Origin of the sequence: Nonomuraea wenchangensis, assembly GCF_900111685.1 — a bacterium.
GTDB lineage: Bacteria > Actinomycetota > Actinomycetes > Streptosporangiales > Streptosporangiaceae > Nonomuraea > Nonomuraea wenchangensis.
Genome location: NZ_FOHX01000015.1, coordinates 1 through 21,644 on the forward strand (window position 1 = coordinate 1; position 21,644 = coordinate 21,644).

The following is a 21,644-nucleotide window of genomic DNA, read 5'->3' on the forward strand; positions in this document are numbered from 1 at the left end:
ACAAGGACCTGTACGGGTGCAAGGTGATCCCGTCGCGGGGTGCCTGGCTGGAGTTCGAGATCGACAAGCGTGACAGCGTCGGTGTGCGGATCGACCGTAAGCGCAAGCAGGCCGTGACGGTGCTGCTGAAGGCGCTGGGCTGGACGAACGACCAGATTCTGGAGCGGTTCGGCCAGTACGAGTCGATGCGGGCGACGCTGGAGAAGGATCACACGGCGGGTCAGGACGACGCGCTGCTGGACATCTACCGCAAGCTGCGGCCGGGTGAGCCGCCGACGAAGGAGTCGGCGCAGACGCTGCTGGAGAATCTGTACTTCAACGCCAAGCGGTACGACCTGGCGAAGGTGGGCCGCTACAAGATCAACAAGAAGCTCGGGGTCGACTCGGAGATCACGCAGGGCACCCTGACCGAAGAGGACATCGTCGCCACGATCGAGTACATCGTCCGGCTGCACGCCGGCGAGGAGTCGATGCCGGGGGCCAACGGTGAGGTGATCGTCGAGGTCGACGACATCGACCACTTCGGCAACCGCCGCCTGCGCAGCGTCGGCGAGCTGATCCAGAACCAGGTCCGGCTCGGCCTCGCCCGCATGGAGCGGGTGGTGCGCGAGCGGATGACGACCCAGGACGTCGAGGCGATCACGCCGCAGACCCTGATCAACATCCGCCCCGTCGTGGCGTCGATCAAGGAGTTCTTCGGCACCTCGCAGCTGTCGCAGTTCATGGACCAGACCAACCCGCTCGCCGGCCTGACGCACAAGCGGCGTCTGTCCGCGCTGGGCCCCGGTGGTCTGTCCCGTGAGCGGGCGGGCTTCGAGGTCCGTGACGTGCACCCGTCCCACTACGGCCGGATGTGCCCGATCGAGACCCCTGAAGGTCCCAACATCGGCCTGATCGGCTCGCTGGCCTCCTACGGCCGCATCAACGCCTTCGGCTTCGTCGAGACGCCCTACCGCAAGGTCGTCGACGGCAAGGTGACCGAGCAGATCGACTACCTCACCGCCGACGAGGAGGACCGCTACGTCAAGGCGCAGGCCAACACGACGCTCAACCCCGACGGCTCGTTCGCCGAGGCCCGCGTCCTGGTCCGCACCAAGGGTGGTGAGACCGAGCTCGCCCGTGCCGAGGAGGTCGACTACATCGACGTGTCGCCGCGCCAGATGGTGTCGGTGGCGACGGCGATGATCCCGTTCCTGGAGCACGACGACGCCAACCGCGCGCTCATGGGCTCCAACATGCAGCGTCAGTCGGTGCCGCTGCTCAAGAGCGAGGCGCCGCTGGTCGGCACCGGCATGGAATACCGTGCCGCGACCGACGCCGGCGACGTCATCAGCGCCGAGAAGGCCGGTGTGGTCGAGGAGGTCTCGGCCGACTACGTCACGGTCATGAACGACGACGGCACGCGCACCACCTACCGCGTCGCCAAGTTCAAGCGTTCCAACCAGGGCACCAGCTTCAACCAGAAGCCCATCGTCGCCGAGGGCGACCGGGTGGAGGTCAACCAGGTCATCGCCGACGGCCCCTGCACCGACAAGGGCGAGATGGCGCTGGGCAAGAACCTCCTGGTGGCGTTCATGCCGTGGGAGGGGCACAACTACGAGGACGCGATCATCCTGTCCCAGCGCCTGGTGCAGGACGACGTGCTGTCGTCGATCCACATCGAGGAGCACGAGGTCGACGCCCGCGACACCAAGCTGGGCCCCGAGGAGATCACCCGGGACATCCCCAACGTCTCAGAGGAGGTGCTGGCCGACCTCGACGAGCGCGGCATCATCCGCATCGGCGCCGAGGTCGTCCCCGGCGACATCCTGGTCGGCAAGGTCACCCCGAAGGGCGAGACCGAGCTGACCCCGGAGGAGCGGCTGCTGCGCGCGATCTTCGGTGAGAAGGCTCGCGAGGTCCGTGACACCTCGCTGAAGGTGCCGCACGGCGAGTCCGGCAAGGTCATCGGCGTCCGGGTGTTCTCCCGCGAGGAGGGCGACGAGCTTCCTCCGGGCGTCAACGAGCTGGTCCGCGTCTACGTCGCGCAGAAGCGCAAGATCACCGACGGCGACAAGCTGGCCGGCCGGCACGGCAACAAGGGCGTCATCTCCAAGATCCTGCCGGTCGAGGACATGCCGTTCCTTGAGGACGGCACCCCGGTCGACATCATCCTCAACCCGCTGGCCGTCCCCGGCCGCATGAACGTCGGCCAGGTGCTGGAGACCCACCTCGGCTGGATCGCCGCCCACGGATGGGACATCTCCGGCATCGAGGAGGCGTGGGCCGAGCGGCTGCGCGACAAGGGCTTCGGCCAGGTCGAGCCACGCACCAACGTCGCCACCCCGGTCTTCGACGGCGCCCACGAGGAGCAGATCCTCGGCCTCCTCCACAACACCGTGCCCAACCGCGACGGCCAACGCATGGTCCAACCCACCGGCAAGGCCAAGCTCTTCGACGGCCGCACCGGCGAGCCGTTCCCCTACCCCATCGCCGTCGGCTACATCTACATACTCAAGCTGAACCACCTGGTCGACGACAAGATCCACGCCCGCTCGACCGGCCCGTACTCCATGATCACCCAGCAGCCGCTCGGCGGTAAGGCCCAGTTCGGCGGCCAGCGCTTCGGTGAGATGGAGGTGTGGGCGCTGGAGGCGTACGGCGCCGCCCACGCCCTCCAGGAGCACCTCACCATCAAGTCCGACGACGTCCTCGGCCGCGTGAAGGTCTACGAGGCCATCGTCAAGGGCGAGAACATTCCCGAGCCCGGCATCCCGGAGTCCTTCAAGGTCCTCATCAAGGAGATGCAGTCGCTGTGCCTCAACGTCGAGGTGCTCTCCAGCGACGGCATGTCCATCGAGATGCGCGACACCGACGAGGACGTCTTCCGCGCAGCGGAGGAGCTCGGCATCGATCTGTCCCGGCGTGAGCCGAGCAGCGTGGAAGAAGTCTGAGGGGGAGATCGCACATAATGCTGGACGTCAACTTCTTCGACGAGCTTCGGATCGGGCTGGCGACGGCCGACGACATCCGTCAGTGGTCGCACGGCGAGGTCAAGAAGCCGGAGACCATCAACTACCGCACCCTCAAGCCGGAGAAGGACGGGCTCTTCTGCGAGAAGATCTTCGGTCCGACCCGCGACTGGGAGTGCTACTGCGGCAAGTACAAGCGCGTCCGCTTCAAGGGCATCATCTGTGAGCGCTGCGGCGTCGAGGTGACCCGGGCCAAGGTGCGCCGTGAGCGGATGGGCCACATCGAGCTGGCCGCGCCGGTCACGCACATCTGGTACTTCAAGGGCGTCCCGTCGCGTCTCGGCTACCTGCTCGACCTGGCCCCGAAGGACCTGGAGAAGGTCATCTACTTCGCGGCCTACATGATCACGCATGTCGACACCGAGATGCGTGAGCGTGACCTGCCCTCGCTGGAGGCGAAGATCTCCGTCGAGCGGCAGCACATCGAGCAGCGCCGCGACGCCGACGTCGAGTCCCGGCAGAAGAAGCTCGAGACCGACCTGGCCGAACTTGAGGCCGCCGGCGCCAAGGGCGACCAGCGCCGCAAGGTCCGTGAGGGCGCCGAGCGCGAGATGCGCCAGCTCCGTGACCGGGCCCAGCGCGAGCTGGACCGCCTGGAGGAGGTCTGGAGCCGCTTCAAGAACCTCAAGGTCCAGGACCTCGAGGGCGACGAGCTGCTCTACCGCGAGATGCGCGACCGCTTCGGCCGCTACTTCAAGGGCGGCATGGGCGCGCAGGCGATCCAGGACCGCCTGATCGGCTTCGACCTCGACGCCGAGGCCGAGAACCTCCGCGAGACGATCCGCAGCGGCAAGGGCCAGAAGAAGGCCCGCGCGCTCAAGCGGCTCAAGGTGGTGTCGGCGTTCCTCAACACCACCAACTCGCCGCGCGGCATGGTGCTCGACTGCATCCCGGTGATCCCGCCGGACCTGCGTCCGATGGTGCAGCTCGACGGTGGCCGCTTCGCGACCTCCGACCTCAACGACCTCTACCGCCGGGTCATCAACCGGAACAACCGCCTCAAGCGACTGCTCGACCTCGGCGCGCCCGAGATCATCGTCAACAACGAGAAGCGGATGCTCCAGGAGGCCGTGGACGCGCTGTTCGACAACGGCCGGCGCGGCCGTCCGGTCACCGGCCCCGGCAACCGCCCGCTCAAGTCCCTGAGCGACATGCTCAAGGGCAAGCAGGGTCGTTTCCGCCAGAACCTGCTGGGCAAGCGAGTCGACTACTCCGGCCGTTCGGTCATCGTCGTCGGCCCGCAGCTCAAGCTGCACCAGTGCGGCCTGCCCAAGCAGATGGCGCTGGAGCTGTTCAAGCCGTTCGTGATGAAGCGGCTGGTCGATCTCAACCACGCCCAGAACATCAAGTCGGCCAAGCGGATGGTTGAGCGCGCCCGCCCGGTCGTGTGGGACGTGCTCGAAGAGGTCATCACCGAGCACCCCGTGCTGCTCAACCGCGCTCCGACGCTCCACCGCCTGGGCATCCAGGCGTTCGAGCCGCAGCTGGTCGAGGGCAAGGCCATCCAGATCCACCCGCTCGTCTGCACCGCGTTCAACGCGGACTTCGACGGCGACCAGATGGCCGTGCACCTGCCGCTGTCGGCCGAGGCCCAGGCCGAGGCGCGCATCCTGATGCTCTCGACCAACAACATCCTCAAGCCGGCCGACGGCAAGCCCGTCACCATGCCGACCCAGGACATGGTCATCGGCCTCTACTGGCTGACGACCATGAAGGAAGGCGCGAAGGGCGAGGGCCGGGTGTTCGGCTCGGTGGCCGAGGCGCAGATGGCCTTCGACCGCCGCGAGCTGGACATCCAGGCCAAGATCCAGATCCGGCTCAAGGACGTCCTGCCGCCGCGCGCCTGGGTTGCTCCCGAGGGCTGGGAGCAGGGCGACCCGGTCCGGCTGGAGACCACGTTCGGGCGGTGCCTGTTCAACCAGACGCTGCCGATCAGCTACCCGTTCGTCGACTTCCAGGTCGGCAAGAAGCAGCTGTCCCAGATCGTGAACGAGCTGGCGGAGACCTACCCCAAGATCGAGGTCGCCGCTTCGCTCGACGCGCTCAAGGACGCCGGCTTCCGGTGGGCGACGCGCTCCGGCGTCACGATCTCGATCGAGGACGTCGTCGCGCCGCCGAACAAGACCGACATCATGGAGAACTACGAGCGCCGGGCCGACAAGGTCCAGCGCGAGTACGAGCGCGGTCTGATCACCGACGAGGAGCGCCGCCAGGAGCTCATCGAGATCTGGACGCACGCGACGGCCGACGTCGAGACCGACATGGTCAACGCCTTCCCGGCGACCAACCCGGTCTGGATGATGGTCAACTCCGGCGCCCGAGGCAACAAGATGCAGGTCCGGCAGATCGCCGGCATCCGTGGCCTGGTGTCCAACACCAAGGGTGAGACGATCCCGCGGCCGATCAAGGCCTCGTTCCGCGAGGGCCTGTCGGTGCTGGAGTACTTCATCTCCACCCACGGTCAGCGGAAGGGTCTGGCCGACACCGCGCTGCGCACCGCCGACTCGGGCTACCTGACCCGTCGTCTGGTGGACGTCGCGCAGGACGTCATCGTGCGTGAGATCGACTGCGGCACCGACCGCGCGGTCCCGCTGCACGTCGGCGACCGGGACAGCTCGGGCAACCTGGTCAAGGCGGAGAACGCCGAGTCCAACGTGCACGGGCGCATCCTGGCCGAGGACGTCGAGGTCGACGGCAAGGTCATCGTCCCTGCGGGTGTTGACATCAACGACATCCACGTCACGAAGCTGGTCGAGGCCGGCGTCGAGACCGTGCGCACCCGCAGCGCGCTGGTGTGCGAGGCGAAGATCGGTGTCTGCGCCACCTGCTACGGCCGCTCGCTGGCGACCGGCAAGCTCGTGGACGTCGGCGAGGCGGTCGGCATCATCGCCGCTCAGTCGATCGGTGAGCCCGGCACGCAGCTGACGATGCGGACCTTCCACACCGGTGGTGTGGCGGGCGCCGACATCACCCACGGTCTGCCCCGTGTCACGGAGCTGTTCGAGGCGCGCATCCCCAAGGGTGTCGCCCCGATCTCCGAGGCCGAGGGCCGGGCCAGGATCGACGAGACCGACAAGACCAGGAAGATCGTCATCACTCCGGACGACGGTTCGGAGGAGATCGCCTACCCGGTCTCGATGCGTTCGCGCCTGCTCGTGCAGGACGGCGACCGCGTCTCGGTCGGCACCCAGCTCGTGGCCGGTGCGGTCAACCCCAACGAGGTGCTGCGCATCCTCGGCCCGCGGGCCGTGCAGCTGCACCTGGTGGCGGAGGTCCAGCAGGTCTACCGCTCGCAGGGTGTGTCGATCCACGACAAGCACATCGAGATCATCGTCAGGCAGATGCTCAAGCGGGTCAACGTCCTGGAGTCCGGTGACACCGACCTGCTGCCCGGCGAGCTCGTCGAGCGGCCGAGGTTCGAGCAGATGAACCGCGAGACGGTGGCCGAGGGCGGCGGCCCGGCCGCGGGCCGTCCGGTGCTCATGGGCATCACCAAGGCGTCGCTGGCCACCGAGTCGTGGCTGTCGGCGGCCTCCTTCCAGGAGACCACCAGGGTCCTGACGGACGCGGCGATCCACGCCAAGTCCGACTCGCTCCTGGGCCTGAAGGAGAACGTCATCATCGGTAAGCTCATCCCGGCCGGCACGGGCATGCCCCAATACCGCAACATCCGGGTGGAGCCGACCGAGGAGGCCAAGGCGGCCATGTACACCGTCGGCGGTTACGACGGCTCGGCGGCCGACTACACCTTCGGCACCGGCAGCGGCGAGGCCGTGCCGCTGGAGGAGTACGACTTCGGCCAGTACAACCGGTAAATCCGCGACGTACGACGCGCCCGGGTCCCTCAGCCGAGGGGCCCGGGCGCGTCGCTTCTCCGGGGACTTCAGGCCCCCGGAGGCGTGGTTTCTGGTCGCGGTCCGGTGACGGTTCGCCGTACCGCGAACGAAAGCTCCCCGGGGCCTATATCATTGGCCGGGAGCTGTGGACGGGCCGCATGCGAGACGCCTATGAAACAGGGCCCCGACGACCCGGAGCGGCATGGCTTGCTGGTCATGCTGCGCCGTTTTGACGTGTCGCTCGGGCCTGGGTAGTCTTGAGCATCGTGCCCGTTCTCTTGCGGGCTCTCGACCGTGCGCTCATGACAAGCGCAGGACGGTCTTCCGGCTCGTAAACCTCGTGGGAAGTCTGCGTGAACAGCGCGACACGCCCGAGCGCGGGGGCACCGGGGCGGAGAAAATCAGCAGGTCATGACACCGGCAGTGCCTGCGAAAAGCACCACCAATGACGTGACACCGGCCAAGGCACGAAACGGAGTGGCAGTGCCCACTATTCAGCAGTTGGTCCGCAAGGGCCGGCAGGACAAGGTCTCCAAGACCAAGACTCCTGCCCTCAAGGGGAGTCCGCAGCGCCGCGGCGTCTGCCAGCGCGTTTACACCACGACTCCGAAGAAGCCCAACTCGGCACTGCGCAAGGTGGCCCGCGTTCGGCTCACGAACGGCATCGAGGTCACGGCTTACATCCCCGGTGTGGGTCACAACCTTCAGGAGCACTCCATCGTGCTCGTGCGTGGCGGTCGTGTGAAGGACCTGCCTGGTGTTCGCTACAAGATCATCCGCGGTTCGCTCGACACCCAGGGTGTCCGCAACCGCAAGCAGGCCCGCAGCCGCTACGGTGCGAAGAAGGAGAAGAGCTAACAATGCCTCGTAAGGGTTCTCCTGGCCGTCGGCAGCTCATGGCCGACCCGGTCTACAGCTCGCCCCTGGTCACCGCTCTGATCAACAAGGTCCTCCTCGACGGCAAGCGTTCCATCGCCCAGTCGATCGTGTACGGCGCTCTTGAGGGCTGCAGGGAGAAGACGGGCAACGACCCGGTCGTCACCCTGAAGCGCGCGCTCGACAACGTCAAGCCCACCCTTGAGGTCCGCAGCCGCCGTGTCGGTGGCGCGACCTACCAGGTGCCGGTCGAGGTGCGCGCCGCGCGCAGCACCACCCTGGCCCTGCGTTGGCTGGTGCAGTACTCCCGCGCCCGCCGCGAGAAGACCATGACCGAGCGCCTCATGAACGAGCTCCTCGACGCCAGCAACGGCCTCGGGGCGAGCGTCAAGAAGCGTGAGGACACCCACAAGATGGCCGAGTCCAACAAGGCCTTCGCCCACTACCGCTGGTAACCCCGGCGGGTCCGACGAGACGACGAGGACGCGAGTTACAGTGGCCGCTACGACCGCTCTTGACCTGGCCAAGGTCCGCAACATCGGGATCATGGCCCATATCGACGCGGGCAAGACCACCACGACCGAGCGCATCCTGTTCTACACCGGCATCAATTACAAGATCGGTGAGACCCATGAGGGCTCTGCCACCATGGACTGGATGGAGCAGGAGCAGGAGCGCGGCATCACGATCACGTCTGCCGCGACGACCTGCGAGTGGCTCGGTCACACCATCAACATCATCGACACCCCGGGTCACGTCGACTTCACCATTGAGGTGGAGCGGTCGCTTCGTGTCCTCGACGGCGCCGTGGCCGTGTTCGACGGCGTCGCGGGTGTCGAGCCGCAGTCGGAGACGGTGTGGCGCCAGGCTGACCGCTACGACGTTCCGCGCATCTGTTTCGTGAACAAGATGGACCGGGTCGGCGCGGAGTTCCACCGCTGCGTCGACATGATGATCAGCCGTCTGGGCGCGACCCCGGCCGTCCTGCAGCTTCCGTGGGGCGTCGAGGCCGACTTCAAGGGCGTCATCGACCTCATCCAGATGAAGGGTTTCATCTGGAGCGCCGAGGCGGCCAAGGGCGAGATGTACGACACCGTCGACATCCCGGCCGACCACGCCGAGGCCGCGCGCGAGTGGCGGGACCGCCTCATCGAGACGGTCGCGGAGAACGACGACGAGCTGATGGAGCTCTACCTCGAGGGCACCGAGCCCACCGAGGAGCAGCTGGTCGCGGCCATCCGCCGCGCGACGCTGAGCAGCGCCGTCAACCCGGTGCTGTGCGGCACCGCGTTCAAGAACAAGGGCGTGCAGCCCCTGCTCGACGCCATCGTCGCCTACCTGCCGGCGCCGACCGACATCCCGGCCTTCAAGGGCCACGCGGTCGGCAACGAGGACAAGGTCATCGAGCGGCACGCGGACCCGTCCGAGCCGTTCTCCGCCCTGGCCTTCAAGATCGCCAGCGACCCGCACCTGGGCAAGATCACCTACATCCGCGTCTACTCGGGCACGCTCGAGTCCGGTTCACAGGTCATCAACTCTGTGAAGGGCAAGAAAGAGCGGATCGGCAAGATCTACCAGATGCACGCCAACAAGCGCGAAGAGCGCCCGTCGGCGATCGCCGGTCAGATCGTCGCGGTCATGGGTCTGAAGGACACCACGACCGGCGACACCCTGTCCGACCCGTCCAACCAGGTCGTGCTCGAGTCGATGACGTTCCCGGCCCCGGTCATCAACGTCGCGATCGAGCCCAAGACCAAGGGCGACCAGGAGAAGCTGTCCACCGCGATCCAGCGGCTGGCCGAGGAGGACCCGTCCTTCCAGGTCCGCCGTGACGAGGAGACCGGTCAGACGGTCATCTGGGGCATGGGCGAGCTTCACCTCGAGATCCTCGTCGACCGGATGCGTCGCGAGTTCAAGGTCGAGGCCAACGTCGGTCGCCCGCAGGTCGCCTACCGCGAGACCATCCGCCGCAAGGTGGAGAAGGTCGACTACACCCACAAGAAGCAGACCGGTGGTTCCGGTCAGTTCGCGCGGGTGATCATCGACCTCGAGCCGCTCGGTGAGGGCAACGACGGCTACGAGTTCGAGAACAAGGTCACGGGTGGCCGCGTCCCGAGGGAGTACATCCCGTCGGTCGACGCCGGCGCCCAGGAGGCCGCCGAGTTCGGCGTGCTGGCCGGCTACCCGATGGTGGGCGTGAAGGTGACGCTCCAGGACGGTGCCGCGCACGACGTCGACTCCTCGGAGATGGCCTTCAAGATCGCCGGCTCGATGGCCTTCAAGGAGGCCGCGCGCAAGGCGGACGCCGTTCTTCTCGAGCCGATGATGGCCGTCGAGGTCACCACGCCCGAGGACTACATGGGTGATGTCATCGGTGACCTCAACGGTCGCCGCGGGCAGATCCAGGCGATGGACGAGCGGGCCGGCGCCCGTGTCGTCCAGGCGCTCGTGCCGCTGTCTGAGATGTTCGGCTACGTGGGCGACCTGCGTAGCAAGACGCAGGGGCGCGCGAGCTACAGCATGCAGTTCGACTCCTACGCGGAGGTGCCTCCGGGCATCGCCAAGGAGATCGTCGCGAAGGCCCGGGGCGAGTAGGTTCCGGTCCCTGGCGGGGTGGTGCGAGCCACCCCGCCGCCTAGGGGTCTGGGTTCTCCCGGGCCCGAGTGTGTAGACGAAAGTCAGTCAGATTCTCAAGGAGAGAACCAGTGGGCAAGGCCAAGTTCGAGCGGACCAAGCCGCACATGAACATCGGCACCATTGGACACATCGACCACGGCAAGACCACGCTGACCGCGGCGATCACCAAGGTGCTTCACGACCGTTACCCCGAGCTCAACAAGGCGACCCCGTTCGACAAGATCGACAAGGCGCCGGAGGAGAAGGCTCGCGGCATCACGATCTCCATTTCGCACGTCGAGTACCAGACCGAGAAGCGCCACTACGCCCACGTGGACTGCCCCGGTCACGCCGACTACGTGAAGAACATGATCACCGGTGCCGCGCAGATGGACGGCGCCATCCTGGTGGTCGCCGCCACTGACGGCCCGATGCCGCAGACGAAGGAGCACGTCCTCCTGGCCCGCCAGGTCGGCGTCCCCTACATCGTCGTGGCCCTCAACAAGTCCGACATGGTGGACGACGAGGAGATCCTGGAGCTCGTCGAGCTCGAGGTTCGCGAGCTCCTGTCGGCGCAGGAGTTCCCCGGCGACGACGTGCCCGTGGTGCGCGTGTCCGCGCTCAAGGCCCTCGAGGGCGACGAGAAGTGGGCCGACAGCATCATCGAGCTCATGACCGCCGTGGACGAGAACGTCCCCGAGCCGCCGCGTGAGACGGAGAAGCCGTTCCTCATGCCGGTCGAGGACGTCTTCTCGATCACCGGTCGCGGCACGGTCGTCACCGGCCGTATCGAGCGCGGCATCGTCAAGGTCAACGAGCAGGTCGACATCATCGGCATCCGGCCGGAGAAGACCACGACCACCGTCACCAGCATCGAGATGTTCAACAAGATGCTCGACGAGGGTCACGCCGGTGACAACGCCGCCCTGCTGCTCCGCGGCATCAAGCGCGACGACGTCGAGCGCGGCCAGTGCATCATCAAGCCGGGCACGACCACTCCGCACACCGAGTTCGAGGGCCAGGTCTACATCCTGTCCAAGGACGAGGGCGGCCGGCACACGCCGTTCTTCAACAACTACCGCCCGCAGTTCTACTTCCGTACGACGGACGTGACCGGCGTGGTGAACCTCCCCGAGGGCACCGAGATGGTCATGCCGGGCGACAACACCGAGATGCGCGTTGAGCTGATCCAGCCCATCGCCATGGAGGAAGGCCTGAAGTTCGCGATCCGTGAGGGTGGCCGCACCGTCGGCGCCGGTCGGGTCACGAAGATCATCAAGTAGCCAGACCGTCGGGGCGGCGGTCGGGCCCCGAATCCCGGGCCCGACCGCCGTTCCACGTGGACCTCGCGCAAGGCGCCGTGATCCAGCAGTGAATTCGGCCCCAGTGACCGAAGTCACTGCCGGATCACGGAAGAAAAGGCAGATCGACTACGTCTGCCTCGTGGGGTCAAGCAGGCTTCGGCCTGCACTGACATAGCGGCAACAGGCCGCACGATACTTTTTCAGACGACAGCGAAGGACACCGAGGCCACTATGGCGGGACAGAAGATCCGCATCCGGCTTAAGGCCTATGACCACGAGGTCATCGACAGCTCGGCCAAGAAGATCGTCGAGACGGTGACGCGGACTGGCGCGAAGGTCGCGGGCCCGGTGCCGCTGCCGACCGAGAAGAACGTGTACTGCGTCATCCGCTCGCCGCACAAGTACAAGGACAGCCGCGAGCACTTCGAGATGCGCACGCACAAGCGGCTGATTGACATCATCGACCCGACCCCCAAGACGGTCGACTCGCTCATGCGGCTCGACCTCCCCGCGGGTGTCGACATTTCGATCAAGCTCTGAGGGAACGCACTGACATGGCTAAGACGATCAAGGGCGTCCTGGGCAAGAAGCTCGGCATGACCCAGGTCTTCGACGCGGACAACCGGATCGTACCGGTGACCGTGGTCGAGGCCGGTCCGTGCGTGGTGACCCGGGTCCGCACCGCAGAGAAGGACGGCTACGCCGCCGTCCAGCTCGGTTACGGGCAGGTCGACCCCCGGAAGGTCAACAAGCCGCTCGGCGACTACCTGCGCAAGCACGACATCACCCCGCGCCGTTACTTCGCGGAGATCCGCACCGACGACGCGAGCGACTACACCATCGGCCAGGAGCTGCTGGCCGACACCTTCGAGGCCGGCCAGTTCGTCGACGTGACGGGCAAGAGCAAGGGCAAGGGCTTCGCCGGTGTCATGAAGCGGCACGGCTTCGGTGGTCTGGGCGCGTCGCACGGTACGCAGCGCAAGCACCGCTCGCCGGGTTCCATCGGTGGCTGCGCCACCCCGGGCCGCGTTTTCAAGGGTCTGCGCATGGCTGGCCGGATGGGTAACGTCCGCACCACCGTGCAGAGCCTCAAGGTTCACGCCGTGGACGCCGAGAAGGGTCTCATCCTCATCAAGGGTGCGATTCCCGGCGCCAACGGCAGCCTGGTCCTCGTCCGTACCGCTGCCAAGAAGGGGGCTTCCAAGTGAGCACCACTATCGACGTCCTCGACGCCAGCGGCGCGAAGACCGGCACCGTCGACCTCCCCGAGGACATCTTCGGGGCCAAGGTCAATGTTCCGCTGATCCACCAGGTGGTCGTGGCCCAGCTCGCCGCTCGCCGGCAGGGCACCCACAAGACCAAGACCCGCGGTGAGGTCTCCGGCGGCGGCAAGAAGCCGTACCGCCAGAAGGGCACCGGCCGCGCCCGTCAGGGCTCGACCCGCGCGCCGCAGTTCGCCGGCGGTGGCGTCGTCCACGGCCCCGTGCCGCGCGACTACTCGCAGCGCACGCCCAAGAAGATGAAGGCCGCCGCGCTGCGTGGCGCGCTGTCCGACCGCGCGAGCGGCAGCCGCGTGCACGTGGTCAGCTCGCTGGTCCAGGGGGAGACCCCGAAGACCAAGGCGGCGCTGGAGGCCCTGCGCAAGATCACCCAGGCTCCGCGCGTTCTCGTCGTGGTCGACGAGGCCGACGAGCTGACCTGGCTGAGCCTGCGCAACGCTCCCGAGGTCCACCTGTTGGACTCCGGGCAGCTCAACACCTACGACGTGCTCGTGCACGACGACGTGGTCTTCACCCAGGAGGCCTACGACCAGGTCGTCGCTCGCCTGAGCAACAGCGGGAAGGAAGAGGCCTGATGGAGAAGATCGCCGACCCGCGCGACGTCATCATCAAGCCGGTCGTCTCCGAGAAGAGCTACGGCCTGATCGATGAGAACAACAAGTACACGTTCCTGGTGAAGAAGACCGCGAACAAGACCCAGGTCAAGATCGCCGTCGAGCAGATCTTCGGGGTCAAGGTCACCAGCGTGAACACGATCAACCGGCAGGGCAAGCGCAAGCGCACCCGCACCGGCTACGGCAAGCGTCCCGACACCAAGCGCGCGATCGTGAGCCTGGTCGAGGGCGATCGGATCGACATCTTCGGTCAGATCGGCTAGCAGCCAGAGGAAAGAGCGGGCCCCCGAGGTCCGCGGGGTGAGACCGCCGCACGCTCGTGCGGCGGGCTCAGCCATGTAACCGACGAAGGATGAACGAAAAAGATGGGCATCCGTAAATACAAGCCGACGACTCCCGGTCGCCGCGGATCGAGTGTCTCGGACTTCTCCGAGATCACCCGCAGCGAGCCCGAGAAGTCGCTGCTTGCGCCCCTTCACAACAAGGGCGGCCGTAACGTTCACGGCCGGGTGACCGCACGCCACCAGGGCGGCGGCCACAAGCGCGCCTACCGGATCATCGACTTCCGTAGGCATGACAAGGACGGCATCCCGGCGAAGGTCGCTCACATCGAGTACGACCCCAACCGCACCGCCAACATCGCTCTGCTGCACTACGCCGACGGTGAGAAGCGCTACATCATCGCGCCGACGGGCCTCAAGCAGGGCGACCGCATCGAGAACGGCCCCGCGGCCGACATCAAGACGGGCAACTGCCTGCCGCTGCGCAACATCCCGACCGGTACCTTCATCCACGCGGTGGAGCTCCGTCCGGGCGGCGGCGCCAAGCTCGGTCGTTCCGCCGGCGCCCAGATCCAGCTGCTCGCCAAGGAAGGCCAGTACGCCACGCTGCGTATGCCGTCCGGTGAGATGCGCATGGTCGACGTGCGCTGCCGGGCGACGGTCGGCCAGGTCGGCAACGCCGAGCAGGCCAACATCAACTGGGGCAAGGCCGGCCGTATGCGGTGGAAGGGCAAGCGCCCCACCGTCCGCGGTGTCGCGATGAACCCTGTCGACCACCCGCACGGTGGTGGTGAGGGCAAGACCTCCGGTGGTCGCCACCCGGTGAACCCGAAGGGCAAGCCCGAGGGCCGCACCCGCCAGGCGAACAAGGCCAGCGACCGGCTGATCATCCGGCGTCGCAGCAAGAGGAAGAAGCGGTAGGAGCAGCCGATATGCCACGTAGCCTTAAGAAGGGTCCCTTCGTGGACGACCACCTGCAGAAGAAGGTGGACGTCCAGAACGAGAAGGGCACCAAGAACGTCATCAAGACGTGGTCGCGGCGCTCCATGATCGTTCCCGACATGCTCGGGCACACGATCGCCGTGCACGACGGCCGCAAGCACGTCCCGGTGTTCATCACCGAGTCGATGATCGGCCACAAGCTCGGAGAGTTCGCGCCGACGCGGACGTTCCGCAGCCACGTCAAGGAAGACCGGCGCAGCCGGCGATAGACGCCTTCAGAAGCATTCAGAGGAGTAAGCGATGGAAGCCAGGGCTCAGGCGCGGTTCGTCCGCGTCACGCCCCAGAAGGCCCGCCGTGTGGTGGACCTCATTCGCGGGCTGCCCGCTTCGGAGGCGCAGGCCGTGCTGCAGTTCGCTCCCCAGTCGGCGAGCGAGCCGATCTACAAGGTGCTCAGCAGCGCCATGGCGAACGCCGAGCACAACTTCGACCTCGACCCGCAGACGCTCGTCGTCAGCCGGGCCTGGGTCGACGAGGGCCCGACGCTGAAGCGGTTCCGCCCGCGTGCACAGGGTCGTGCCTATCGGATCAACAAGCGGACGAGCCACATCACCGTGATCGTGGAGTCCCGCGAGCCGAAGGGAAGGACCCGATAGTGGGCCAGAAGGTTAACCCGCACGGGTTCCGCCTCGGCATCACGACCGACTTCAAGAGCCGGTGGTACGCCGACAAGCTTTACAAGTCGTACGTCGCCGAGGACGTCGCGATCCGCCGCATGCTCCAGAAGGGCATGGAGCGGGCCGGCATCTCCAAGGTCGAGATCGAGCGCACCACGGACCGCGTACAGGTGGACATCCACACCGCGCGTCCCGGCATCGTGATCGGCCGCCGTGGCGCCGAGGCCGACCGCATCCGCGGTGACCTGGAGAAGCTGACCAAGAAGCAGGTCCAGCTCAACATCCTCGAGGTCAAGAACCCGGAGATCGACGCGCAGCTCGTCGCGCAGGGCGTGGCCGAGCAGCTGTCCAGCCGTGTCTCGTTCCGCCGCGCCATGCGCAAGGCGATGCAGTCGGCCATGAAGTCCGGCGCCAAGGGCATCCGTGTCCAGTGCTCCGGTCGTCTGGGCGGCGCCGAGATGTCGCGGTCGGAGTTCTACCGCGAGGGCCGCGTGCCGCTGCACACCCTCCGCGCGGACATCGACTACGGCTTCTACGAGGCCCGTACGACCTTCGGCCGCATCGGCGTGAAGGTCTGGATCTACAAGGGCGAGGCTCCGACCAGCCGCGCCGAGCGCGAGGCGGCTGCCGCCGGCGCCCGGGCCGGCCAGCGTCGCGAGCGTGACGACCGTCGCGGTGGCGGCGACCGTCCGCGCCGTGGCGGCGACCGCGCTCGCCGCGGCAGCCGCGCCCCCCGCACCGAGGCGGCCGCGCAGGCCGCCCCCGAGACCGGCCCGGCCGCGCAGCCGGGTGCTGAAGGGAGCTGACCATGCTGATCCCGCGCAGGGTCAAGCACCGCAAGCAGCACCGGCCCGACCGCAGCGGAGCCGCCAAGGGCGGCACCAGGGTCGTGTTCGGCGAGTTCGGCATTCAGGCCGTTGAGCACTCCTACGTGACCAACCGCCAGATCGAGTCGGCTCGTATCGCCATGACCCGTCACATCCGCCGTGGCGGCAAGGTGTGGATCAACATCTACCCCGACCGTCCGCTCACCAAGAAGCCGGCCGAGACCCGCATGGGTTCCGGTAAGGGTTCGCCGGAGTGGTGGATCGCCAACGTCAAGCCCGGACGCGTGATGTTCGAGCTGTCCGGCGTGGCGGAGCCGGTCGCTCGCGAGGCGCTTCAGCGTGCGATCCACAAGCTCCCGATGAAGTGCAAGATCGTTAAGCGTGAAGTGGGTGAGGCGTGATGGCTAAGGGCCTGACCGCTGGCGAGCTGCGGCTCGAGGACCAGGACACCCTGGTCCAGAAGCTGAAGGAGGCGAAGGAGGAGCTGTTCAACCTCCGCTTCCAGTCGGCGACCGGTCAGTTGGAGAGCCACGGGCGGCTGCGGGCCGTCCGCCGCGAGATCGCCCGTATCTACACCGTGATGCGCGAGCGGGAGCTCGGCATCGTCACGGTCGAGAAGGAGTCGAGCGATGGCTGACGAGACCACCACCACCACCGAGGCCGGCGCGGCCGAGGCCGAGGGCACCGAGCGGAACTTCCGCAAGGTGCGCGAGGGCCTCGTCGTCAGCGACAAGATGGACAAGACCGTCGTCGTCGCCGTCGAGGACCGCGTCAAGCACCGCCTGTACGGCAAGGTCATCCGCCGGACGACCAAGTACAAGGCGCACGACGAGGCCAACGCCTGCGGCGTCGGCGACCGCGTGCTGCTGATGGAGACCCGCCCCCTCTCCGCCACCAAGCGGTGGAGGGTCGTGGAGATCCTCGAGAAGGCCAAGTAAGGCTCTCTCGTACATACCGCGCCCCGTGGGGGCTCTCCCAGAGCCCCCATGACGGCGTCCAAGGACGCGGGGTCCTCCGGGGCCTCGCGTCGCCTGCGGTGCGGCCCCAGCGGGGCTGTGGCCGTGGGAACAAGACAACATCAGGTTCCGCCAGGCTCAGCGATGAGAACCGGCGCGACTAACAGGAGTTAACGTGATCCAGCAGGAGTCGCGGCTCAAGGTCGCCGACAACACGGGCGCGAAGGAGATCCTTTGCATCCGTGTGCTCGGTGGCTCCGGCCGCCGCTACGCCGGTATCGGCGACGTGATCGTCGCCACTGTCAAGGACGCGCTGCCGGGCAGCACGGGCGTCAAGAAGGGCGACGTGGTCAAGGCCGTCATCGTCCGCACTGTCAAGGAGCGGCGCCGGCCCGACGGCTCCTACATCCGCTTCGACGAGAACGCCGCCGTCATCATCAAGGACAGCGGTGACCCTCGTGGCACTCGTATCTTCGGCCCGGTCGGCCGCGAGCTGCGTGACAAGAAGTTCATGCGCATCATCTCGCTCGCCCCGGAGGTGCTGTAATGCCGAAGCTGCATGTGAAGAAGGGTGACCTGGTCGAGGTCATCGCCGGTAAGGACAAGGGCGCCAAGGGCAGGGTCATCGCCTCGCTCCCGAGCGAGGACCGCGTGGTCGTCGAGGGCGTCAACATGATCAAGAAGCACGCGAAGGAGACCCACCAGGGTCCGCGCGGCGCCAAGACCGGCGGCGTGCAGACCATGGAGGGCCCCATCCACGTCTCGAACGTGAAGAAGCTCAAGGACGACAAGCCCGCCGACAAGAAGGCCGACGAGAAGAAGGCCGACGAGAAGACGGGTGAGGACAGCTGATGACCGCCACCACGACTGAGACCGAGCGCCCGACGCCCCGGCTCAAGACGAAGTACCGCGAGGAGATCGCCTCGCAGCTGCGCGAGCAGTTCGACATCAAGAACGTCATGCAGATCCCCGGTCTGACCAAGATCAAGGTCAACATGGGTGTCGGCGAGGCGGCTCGCGACTCCAAGCTGATCGAGGGCGCCGTGCGCGACCTCACCGCGATCACCGGCCAGAAGCCGGCCGTCGTCCGGGCCCGCAAGTCCATCGCGCAGTTCAAGCTGCGCGAGGGCATGCCGATCGGCGCGCACGTCACGCTGCGCGGCGACCGCATGTGGGAGTTCCTGGACCGGCTGCTGGCGCTCGCGCTGCCCCGTATCCGGGACTTCCGTGGCCTTTCGCCCAAGCAGTTCGACGGCAACGGGAACTACACCTTCGGTCTGACCGAGCAGGTCATGTTCCACGAGGTCGACCAGGACAAGGTCGACCGGCCGCGTGGCATGGACATCACGATCGTGACCACCGCGACCAACGACGACCAGGGCCGGGCGCTGCTGAAGCTCCTCGGCTTCCCGTTCAAGGAGGCCTGATCCAATGGCGAAGAAGTCGCTGATCGCCAAGGCGGGGCGCAAGCAGAAGTTCGAGGTCCGGGCCTACACTCGGTGCTCGCGGTGCGGCCGTCCCCGCGCCGTCTACAGGAAGTTCGGGCTCTGCCGCGTGTGCTTCCGCGAGATGGCGCACCGGGGCGAGCTGCCCGGCATCACCAAGTCGAGCTGGTAGGTAACCTGGTGGGCGGCCGTGCCGCTCACCAGGCACTCATATTTTCGTACGACAAGAATCAGGACGCCCGGTGCGGGCGTCCGTGACCGCGCCGAAGGTCCACCGGCAGAGCGCTGCTTGGCCGACTGGAAACCGCGGCGAGGAAGGCCACTGGCCATGACGATGACCGATCCGATCGCAGACATGCTCACGCGTCTGCGCAACGCGAATTCGGCGTACCACGACAGCGTGTCGATGCCGTACTCGAAGATCAAGGCGCACATCGCCGAGATCCTCCAGCAGGAGGGCTACATCCAGGCCTGGACCGTCGAGGACGCCAAGGTTGGCAAGAACCTTGTGGTGGAGCTCAAGTTCGGTCCGACCCGTGAGCGGTCGCTCGCGGGTCTGCGCCGGGTCTCCAAGCCCGGCCTGCGGGTCTATGCGAAGAAGGACAATCTGCCTCGAGTCCTGGGCGGGCTGGGCGTCGCGATCATCTCGACGTCCCACGGCCTCATGACCGACAAGCAGGCCGGCAAGCGTGGCGTGGGCGGGGAAGTCCTCGCCTACGTCTGGTAGAGGGGAGGAACCCAGCATGTCGCGTATCGGACGGCTGCCCATCCCTGTGCCCAGTGGCGTGGACATCACGATCGACGGCCAGAGCGTTCAGGTGAAGGGCCCTAAGGGCACGCTTACTCACGACGTCGCGGAGCCCATTCAGGTGGGTCGCGACGACGACGGCTCCATCGCCGTCACCCGTCCCAACGACGAGAACAAGGTCCGTGCCCTGCACGGCCTCTCGCGCACGCTCATCGCCAACATGGTGCAGGGCGTGACCCAGGGCTACTCGAAGTCCCTGGAGATCGTCGGCGTCGGTTACCGCGTCCAGGCCAAGGGCCCGACGCAGCTGGAGTTCTCCCTGGGCTTCAGCCACCCGGTCATCGTGGACGCCCCCGAGGGCGTCACCTTCCGCGTCGAGAAGCCGACGCTGTTCCACGTGGACGGCATCGACAAGCAGAAGGTCGGCGAGGTCGCCGCCAACATCCGCAAGTTGCGCAAGCCTGACCCGTACAAGGGCAAGGGCGTGCGTTACCAGGGCGAACAGATCCGCCGCAAGGTCGGAAAGGCTGGTAAGTAGGCATGGCTCCGAAGACTGCGTTCAGCAAGCACACGGCTGCCCGCACCGTCTCGCGGGCCCGCCGTCACCGCCGCGTCCGCAAGTTCGTCGTCGGTACGGCCGAGCGTCCGCGCCTGGTCGTCAACCGCTCGACCCGTCACATGTTCGTCCAGATCGTGGACGACTCCGTCGGCCACACGCTGGTGAGCGCGTCCACCATGGACCCCTCGCTGCGCACGCTGGAGGCGGACAAGACCGAGAAGGCGAAGAAGGTCGGCGAGCTCCTCGCTCAGCGGGCCAAGGAAGCCGGGATCACCAAGGTCGTCTTCGACCGCGGTGGCAACCGCTACGCGGGGCGCATCGCCGCGCTGGCGGACAGCGCCCGCGAAGGTGGGCTCGAATTCTGATGACCGCAAATGCTGAGATGAGGAACCACTGATGGCTGCAGCTCCGCGTCGCGGTGGCGGCACCGGTGGCGAGCGGCGGGACCGTCGTGACGATCGCCGCGGTGGCGCCGCCGACAAGGGCGTCTCGTACATCGAGCGCGTAGTGAAGATCAACCGAGTGGCCAAGGTCGTGAAGGGTGGTCGTCGCTTCAGCTTCACCGCCCTCGTCGTCGTCGGTGACGGCAACGGCCTGGTCGGCGTCGGTTACGGCAAGGCCAAGGAAGTGCCCGCGGCCATCGCCAAGGGCGTCGAAGAGGCCAAGAAGCACTTCTTCAAGGTGCCCCGCATCCAGGGCACCATCCCGCACACCGTGCAGGGCGAGGAGGCGGCCGGTGTCGTCTTCCTGCGTCCGGCCTCGGCCGGTACCGGCGTCATCGCCGGCGGCCCGGTGCGCGCGGTGCTGGAGTGCGCCGGCATCCACGACGTCCTGTCGAAGTCGCTCGGCTCCGACAACCCGATCAACATCGTGCACGCCACCGTGGCGGCTCTGAAGGGCCTCTCGCGCCCCGAGGAGATCGCCGCCCGCCGTGGCCTGCCGATCGAGGACGTCGCTCCGGCCCGGATGCTGAAGGCTCAGCGCGAGGGTCTCGCCGAGGCCGCGGCCGCGAAGGCGGTGAGCTAGTCATGGCACGCCTGAAGATCACTCAGGTTCGCTCGAAGATCGGTGGCAAGCAGAACCAGCGTGACTCGCTGCGTTCGCTTGGCCTGAAGCGAATCGGCGACGTCGTCGTCAAGGAGGACCGTCCCGAGATTCGCGGGATGGTCTCCGTGGTGACGCACCTCGTCGAGGTGGAAGAGGTCGACTAGTCATGACTGACAAGGCTCCGCTCAAGATTCACGACCTCCGTCCGGCTCCGGGCGCCAACAAGTCGAAGATCCGCAAGGGTCGCGGCGAGGCGTCCAAGGGCAAGACGGCCGGTCGGGGCACCAAGGGCACGCACGCCCGCACCACGATGCTCCCGGGCTTCGAGGGTGGCCAGGTGCCGCTGCAGAGGCGTCTGCCGAAGCTCAAGGGCTTCTCCAACGCCCTGTTCAAGACGACCTACCAGGTCGTCAACCTGGACCGGCTCGGTGAGCTGTTCCCCGAGGGTGGCGAGGTCACCGTCGAGGCGCTGGTCGCCAAGGGTGCTGTCCGCAAGAACCAGCTCGTGAAGGTGCTCGGCACCGGCGAGATCTCCGTCGCGGTCAACGTGCAGGCGCACGCCTTCTCGTCCGCGGCGAAGGAGAAGATCTCCGCCGCCGGTGGCTCCGTTACCGAGCTGTAGTAACG

At 66.9% G+C, this 21,644-nt stretch carries 27 protein-coding genes; all 27 read left to right on the top strand.

The annotated features are described in order from the left end of the window. Positions 1–2,933, top strand: a 2,933-nt coding sequence (rpoB, locus tag BMW85_RS34580) for a DNA-directed RNA polymerase subunit beta (protein WP_091090088.1), incomplete at its 5' end; no start/stop codon positions are given. A 17-nt stretch (positions 2,934–2,950) separates the two neighbouring features. Next, positions 2,951–6,826 carry a DNA-directed RNA polymerase subunit beta' gene (locus tag BMW85_RS34585; RefSeq protein WP_091090089.1) on the top strand — a complete coding sequence of 1,292 codons (3,876 nt, stop codon included), beginning with the start codon at positions 2,951–2,953 and terminating at the stop codon, positions 6,824–6,826. Between the two features lie 504 nt (positions 6,827–7,330). Continuing rightward, positions 7,331–7,705 (top strand): 30S ribosomal protein S12, encoded by a 375-nt coding sequence (gene rpsL / locus BMW85_RS34590; protein ID WP_020542315.1) that lies wholly within the window; start codon positions 7,331–7,333, stop codon positions 7,703–7,705. A gap of 2 nt (positions 7,706–7,707) precedes the next feature. Continuing rightward, entirely contained in the window at positions 7,708–8,178 is a 471-nt protein-coding gene (gene rpsG, locus BMW85_RS34595) for a 30S ribosomal protein S7 (RefSeq protein WP_020542314.1), read from the top strand. 91 nt (positions 8,179–8,269) lie between these two features. Next, a complete protein-coding gene (gene fusA, locus BMW85_RS34600) occupies positions 8,270–10,318 on the top strand; it encodes an elongation factor G (protein WP_245775238.1) in 2,049 nt (682 codons plus the stop codon). 110 nt (positions 10,319–10,428) lie between these two features. After that, a complete protein-coding gene (gene tuf, locus BMW85_RS34605) occupies positions 10,429–11,622 on the top strand; it encodes an elongation factor Tu (RefSeq protein ID WP_091090095.1) in 1,194 nt (397 codons plus the stop codon). Positions 11,623–11,874: 252 nt separating this feature from the next. After that, on the top strand, positions 11,875–12,183 hold the full coding sequence (gene rpsJ, locus BMW85_RS34610) for a 30S ribosomal protein S10 (protein WP_012887830.1): 309 nt from the start codon (positions 11,875–11,877) through the stop codon (positions 12,181–12,183). Between the two features lie 14 nt (positions 12,184–12,197). Beyond that, positions 12,198–12,851 (top strand): 50S ribosomal protein L3, encoded by a 654-nt coding sequence (rplC, locus tag BMW85_RS34615; protein WP_091090096.1) that lies wholly within the window; start codon positions 12,198–12,200, stop codon positions 12,849–12,851. Continuing rightward, positions 12,848–13,498: a 50S ribosomal protein L4 gene (rplD, locus tag BMW85_RS34620; RefSeq protein ID WP_091090098.1), complete on the top strand. Its 651-nt coding sequence runs from the start codon at positions 12,848–12,850 to the stop codon at positions 13,496–13,498. Before rplC ends, rplD begins: the two co-directional genes overlap by 4 nt. Beyond that, positions 13,498–13,800, top strand: coding sequence for a 50S ribosomal protein L23 (gene rplW, locus BMW85_RS34625; protein WP_020542309.1), 303 nt, complete (start codon positions 13,498–13,500; stop codon positions 13,798–13,800). Before rplD ends, rplW begins: the two co-directional genes overlap by 1 nt. A 102-nt stretch (positions 13,801–13,902) precedes the next feature. Further along, entirely contained in the window at positions 13,903–14,739 is an 837-nt protein-coding gene (rplB, locus tag BMW85_RS34630) for a 50S ribosomal protein L2 (RefSeq protein WP_020542308.1), read from the top strand. An 11-nt stretch (positions 14,740–14,750) separates the two neighbouring features. Beyond that, entirely contained in the window at positions 14,751–15,029 is a 279-nt protein-coding gene (rpsS, locus tag BMW85_RS34635; protein WP_026214153.1) for a 30S ribosomal protein S19, read from the top strand. A 31-nt stretch (positions 15,030–15,060) separates the two neighbouring features. After that, positions 15,061–15,414, top strand: a complete 354-nt coding sequence (gene rplV / locus BMW85_RS34640; protein ID WP_020542306.1) for a 50S ribosomal protein L22 — start codon at positions 15,061–15,063, stop codon at positions 15,412–15,414. After that, positions 15,414–16,241 carry a 30S ribosomal protein S3 gene (gene rpsC / locus BMW85_RS34645; RefSeq protein WP_091090100.1) on the top strand — a complete coding sequence of 276 codons (828 nt, stop codon included), beginning with the start codon at positions 15,414–15,416 and terminating at the stop codon, positions 16,239–16,241. The genes rplV and rpsC overlap by 1 nt, the downstream gene beginning before the upstream one ends. Before the next feature lie 2 nt (positions 16,242–16,243). Further along, a complete protein-coding gene (gene rplP, locus BMW85_RS34650) occupies positions 16,244–16,663 on the top strand; it encodes a 50S ribosomal protein L16 (RefSeq protein ID WP_020542304.1) in 420 nt (139 codons plus the stop codon). After that, the gene (gene rpmC / locus BMW85_RS34655; protein WP_091090562.1) at positions 16,663–16,899 is read left to right on the top strand and encodes a 50S ribosomal protein L29; all 237 of its coding nucleotides are present in this window, start codon (positions 16,663–16,665) and stop codon (positions 16,897–16,899) included. The genes rplP and rpmC overlap by 1 nt, the downstream gene beginning before the upstream one ends. Next, positions 16,892–17,200 (top strand): 30S ribosomal protein S17, encoded by a 309-nt coding sequence (gene rpsQ / locus BMW85_RS34660; RefSeq protein WP_091090103.1) that lies wholly within the window; start codon positions 16,892–16,894, stop codon positions 17,198–17,200. Before rpmC ends, rpsQ begins: the two co-directional genes overlap by 8 nt. A 193-nt stretch (positions 17,201–17,393) precedes the next feature. Beyond that, entirely contained in the window at positions 17,394–17,765 is a 372-nt protein-coding gene (rplN, locus tag BMW85_RS34665) for a 50S ribosomal protein L14 (protein WP_026214151.1), read from the top strand. A gap of 8 nt (positions 17,766–17,773) precedes the next feature. After that, positions 17,774–18,070 (top strand): 50S ribosomal protein L24, encoded by a 297-nt coding sequence (gene rplX / locus BMW85_RS34670; RefSeq protein ID WP_245775255.1) that lies wholly within the window; start codon positions 17,774–17,776, stop codon positions 18,068–18,070. Next, the gene (gene rplE, locus BMW85_RS34675; RefSeq protein WP_091090107.1) at positions 18,070–18,645 is read left to right on the top strand and encodes a 50S ribosomal protein L5; all 576 of its coding nucleotides are present in this window, start codon (positions 18,070–18,072) and stop codon (positions 18,643–18,645) included. Before rplX ends, rplE begins: the two co-directional genes overlap by 1 nt. A gap of 4 nt (positions 18,646–18,649) precedes the next feature. After that, on the top strand, positions 18,650–18,835 hold the full coding sequence (locus BMW85_RS34680; RefSeq protein ID WP_020542298.1) for a type Z 30S ribosomal protein S14: 186 nt from the start codon (positions 18,650–18,652) through the stop codon (positions 18,833–18,835). Positions 18,836–18,991: 156 nt separating this feature from the next. Continuing rightward, a complete protein-coding gene (gene rpsH, locus BMW85_RS34685) occupies positions 18,992–19,390 on the top strand; it encodes a 30S ribosomal protein S8 (protein WP_020542297.1) in 399 nt (132 codons plus the stop codon). A gap of 16 nt (positions 19,391–19,406) precedes the next feature. Continuing rightward, on the top strand, positions 19,407–19,949 hold the full coding sequence (rplF, locus tag BMW85_RS34690) for a 50S ribosomal protein L6 (RefSeq protein WP_091090110.1): 543 nt from the start codon (positions 19,407–19,409) through the stop codon (positions 19,947–19,949). A gap of 2 nt (positions 19,950–19,951) precedes the next feature. Next, complete coding sequence (gene rplR, locus BMW85_RS34695) at positions 19,952–20,335, top strand: 50S ribosomal protein L18 (protein WP_091090113.1); 384 nt, start codon at positions 19,952–19,954, stop codon at positions 20,333–20,335. 31 nt (positions 20,336–20,366) lie between these two features. Beyond that, complete coding sequence (rpsE, locus tag BMW85_RS34700) at positions 20,367–20,996, top strand: 30S ribosomal protein S5 (RefSeq protein ID WP_091090115.1); 630 nt, start codon at positions 20,367–20,369, stop codon at positions 20,994–20,996. Between the two features lie 2 nt (positions 20,997–20,998). After that, positions 20,999–21,181, top strand: a complete 183-nt coding sequence (rpmD, locus tag BMW85_RS34705; protein ID WP_080043226.1) for a 50S ribosomal protein L30 — start codon at positions 20,999–21,001, stop codon at positions 21,179–21,181. A 2-nt stretch (positions 21,182–21,183) separates the two neighbouring features. Next, the gene (gene rplO, locus BMW85_RS34710) at positions 21,184–21,639 is read left to right on the top strand and encodes a 50S ribosomal protein L15 (RefSeq protein WP_091090117.1); all 456 of its coding nucleotides are present in this window, start codon (positions 21,184–21,186) and stop codon (positions 21,637–21,639) included. The last annotated feature ends 5 nt before the right edge of the window (positions 21,640–21,644 follow it).

Coding starts and splice junctions, on each gene's coding strand:
- rplF (WP_091090110.1), top strand. CDS start 19,407: ATGTCGCGTATCGGACGGCTGCCCATCCCTGTGCCCAGTGGCGTGGAC.
- fusA (WP_245775238.1), top strand. CDS start 8,270: ATGGCCCATATCGACGCGGGCAAGACCACCACGACCGAGCGCATCCTG.
- rpsH (WP_020542297.1), top strand. CDS start 18,992: ATGACGATGACCGATCCGATCGCAGACATGCTCACGCGTCTGCGCAAC.
- BMW85_RS34585 (WP_091090089.1), top strand. CDS start 2,951: ATGCTGGACGTCAACTTCTTCGACGAGCTTCGGATCGGGCTGGCGACG.
- rplW (WP_020542309.1), top strand. CDS start 13,498: ATGGAGAAGATCGCCGACCCGCGCGACGTCATCATCAAGCCGGTCGTC.
- rpsS (WP_026214153.1), top strand. CDS start 14,751: ATGCCACGTAGCCTTAAGAAGGGTCCCTTCGTGGACGACCACCTGCAG.
- rplC (WP_091090096.1), top strand. CDS start 12,198: ATGGCTAAGACGATCAAGGGCGTCCTGGGCAAGAAGCTCGGCATGACC.
- BMW85_RS34680 (WP_020542298.1), top strand. CDS start 18,650: ATGGCGAAGAAGTCGCTGATCGCCAAGGCGGGGCGCAAGCAGAAGTTC.
- rpsE (WP_091090115.1), top strand. CDS start 20,367: ATGGCTGCAGCTCCGCGTCGCGGTGGCGGCACCGGTGGCGAGCGGCGG.
- rpsJ (WP_012887830.1), top strand. CDS start 11,875: ATGGCGGGACAGAAGATCCGCATCCGGCTTAAGGCCTATGACCACGAG.
- rplP (WP_020542304.1), top strand. CDS start 16,244: ATGCTGATCCCGCGCAGGGTCAAGCACCGCAAGCAGCACCGGCCCGAC.
- rpmC (WP_091090562.1), top strand. CDS start 16,663: ATGGCTAAGGGCCTGACCGCTGGCGAGCTGCGGCTCGAGGACCAGGAC.
- rpmD (WP_080043226.1), top strand. CDS start 20,999: ATGGCACGCCTGAAGATCACTCAGGTTCGCTCGAAGATCGGTGGCAAG.
- rplO (WP_091090117.1), top strand. CDS start 21,184: ATGACTGACAAGGCTCCGCTCAAGATTCACGACCTCCGTCCGGCTCCG.
- rplB (WP_020542308.1), top strand. CDS start 13,903: ATGGGCATCCGTAAATACAAGCCGACGACTCCCGGTCGCCGCGGATCG.
- rplR (WP_091090113.1), top strand. CDS start 19,952: ATGGCTCCGAAGACTGCGTTCAGCAAGCACACGGCTGCCCGCACCGTC.
- rplV (WP_020542306.1), top strand. CDS start 15,061: ATGGAAGCCAGGGCTCAGGCGCGGTTCGTCCGCGTCACGCCCCAGAAG.
- rplE (WP_091090107.1), top strand. CDS start 18,070: ATGACCGCCACCACGACTGAGACCGAGCGCCCGACGCCCCGGCTCAAG.
- rpsQ (WP_091090103.1), top strand. CDS start 16,892: ATGGCTGACGAGACCACCACCACCACCGAGGCCGGCGCGGCCGAGGCC.
- rpsG (WP_020542314.1), top strand. CDS start 7,708: ATGCCTCGTAAGGGTTCTCCTGGCCGTCGGCAGCTCATGGCCGACCCG.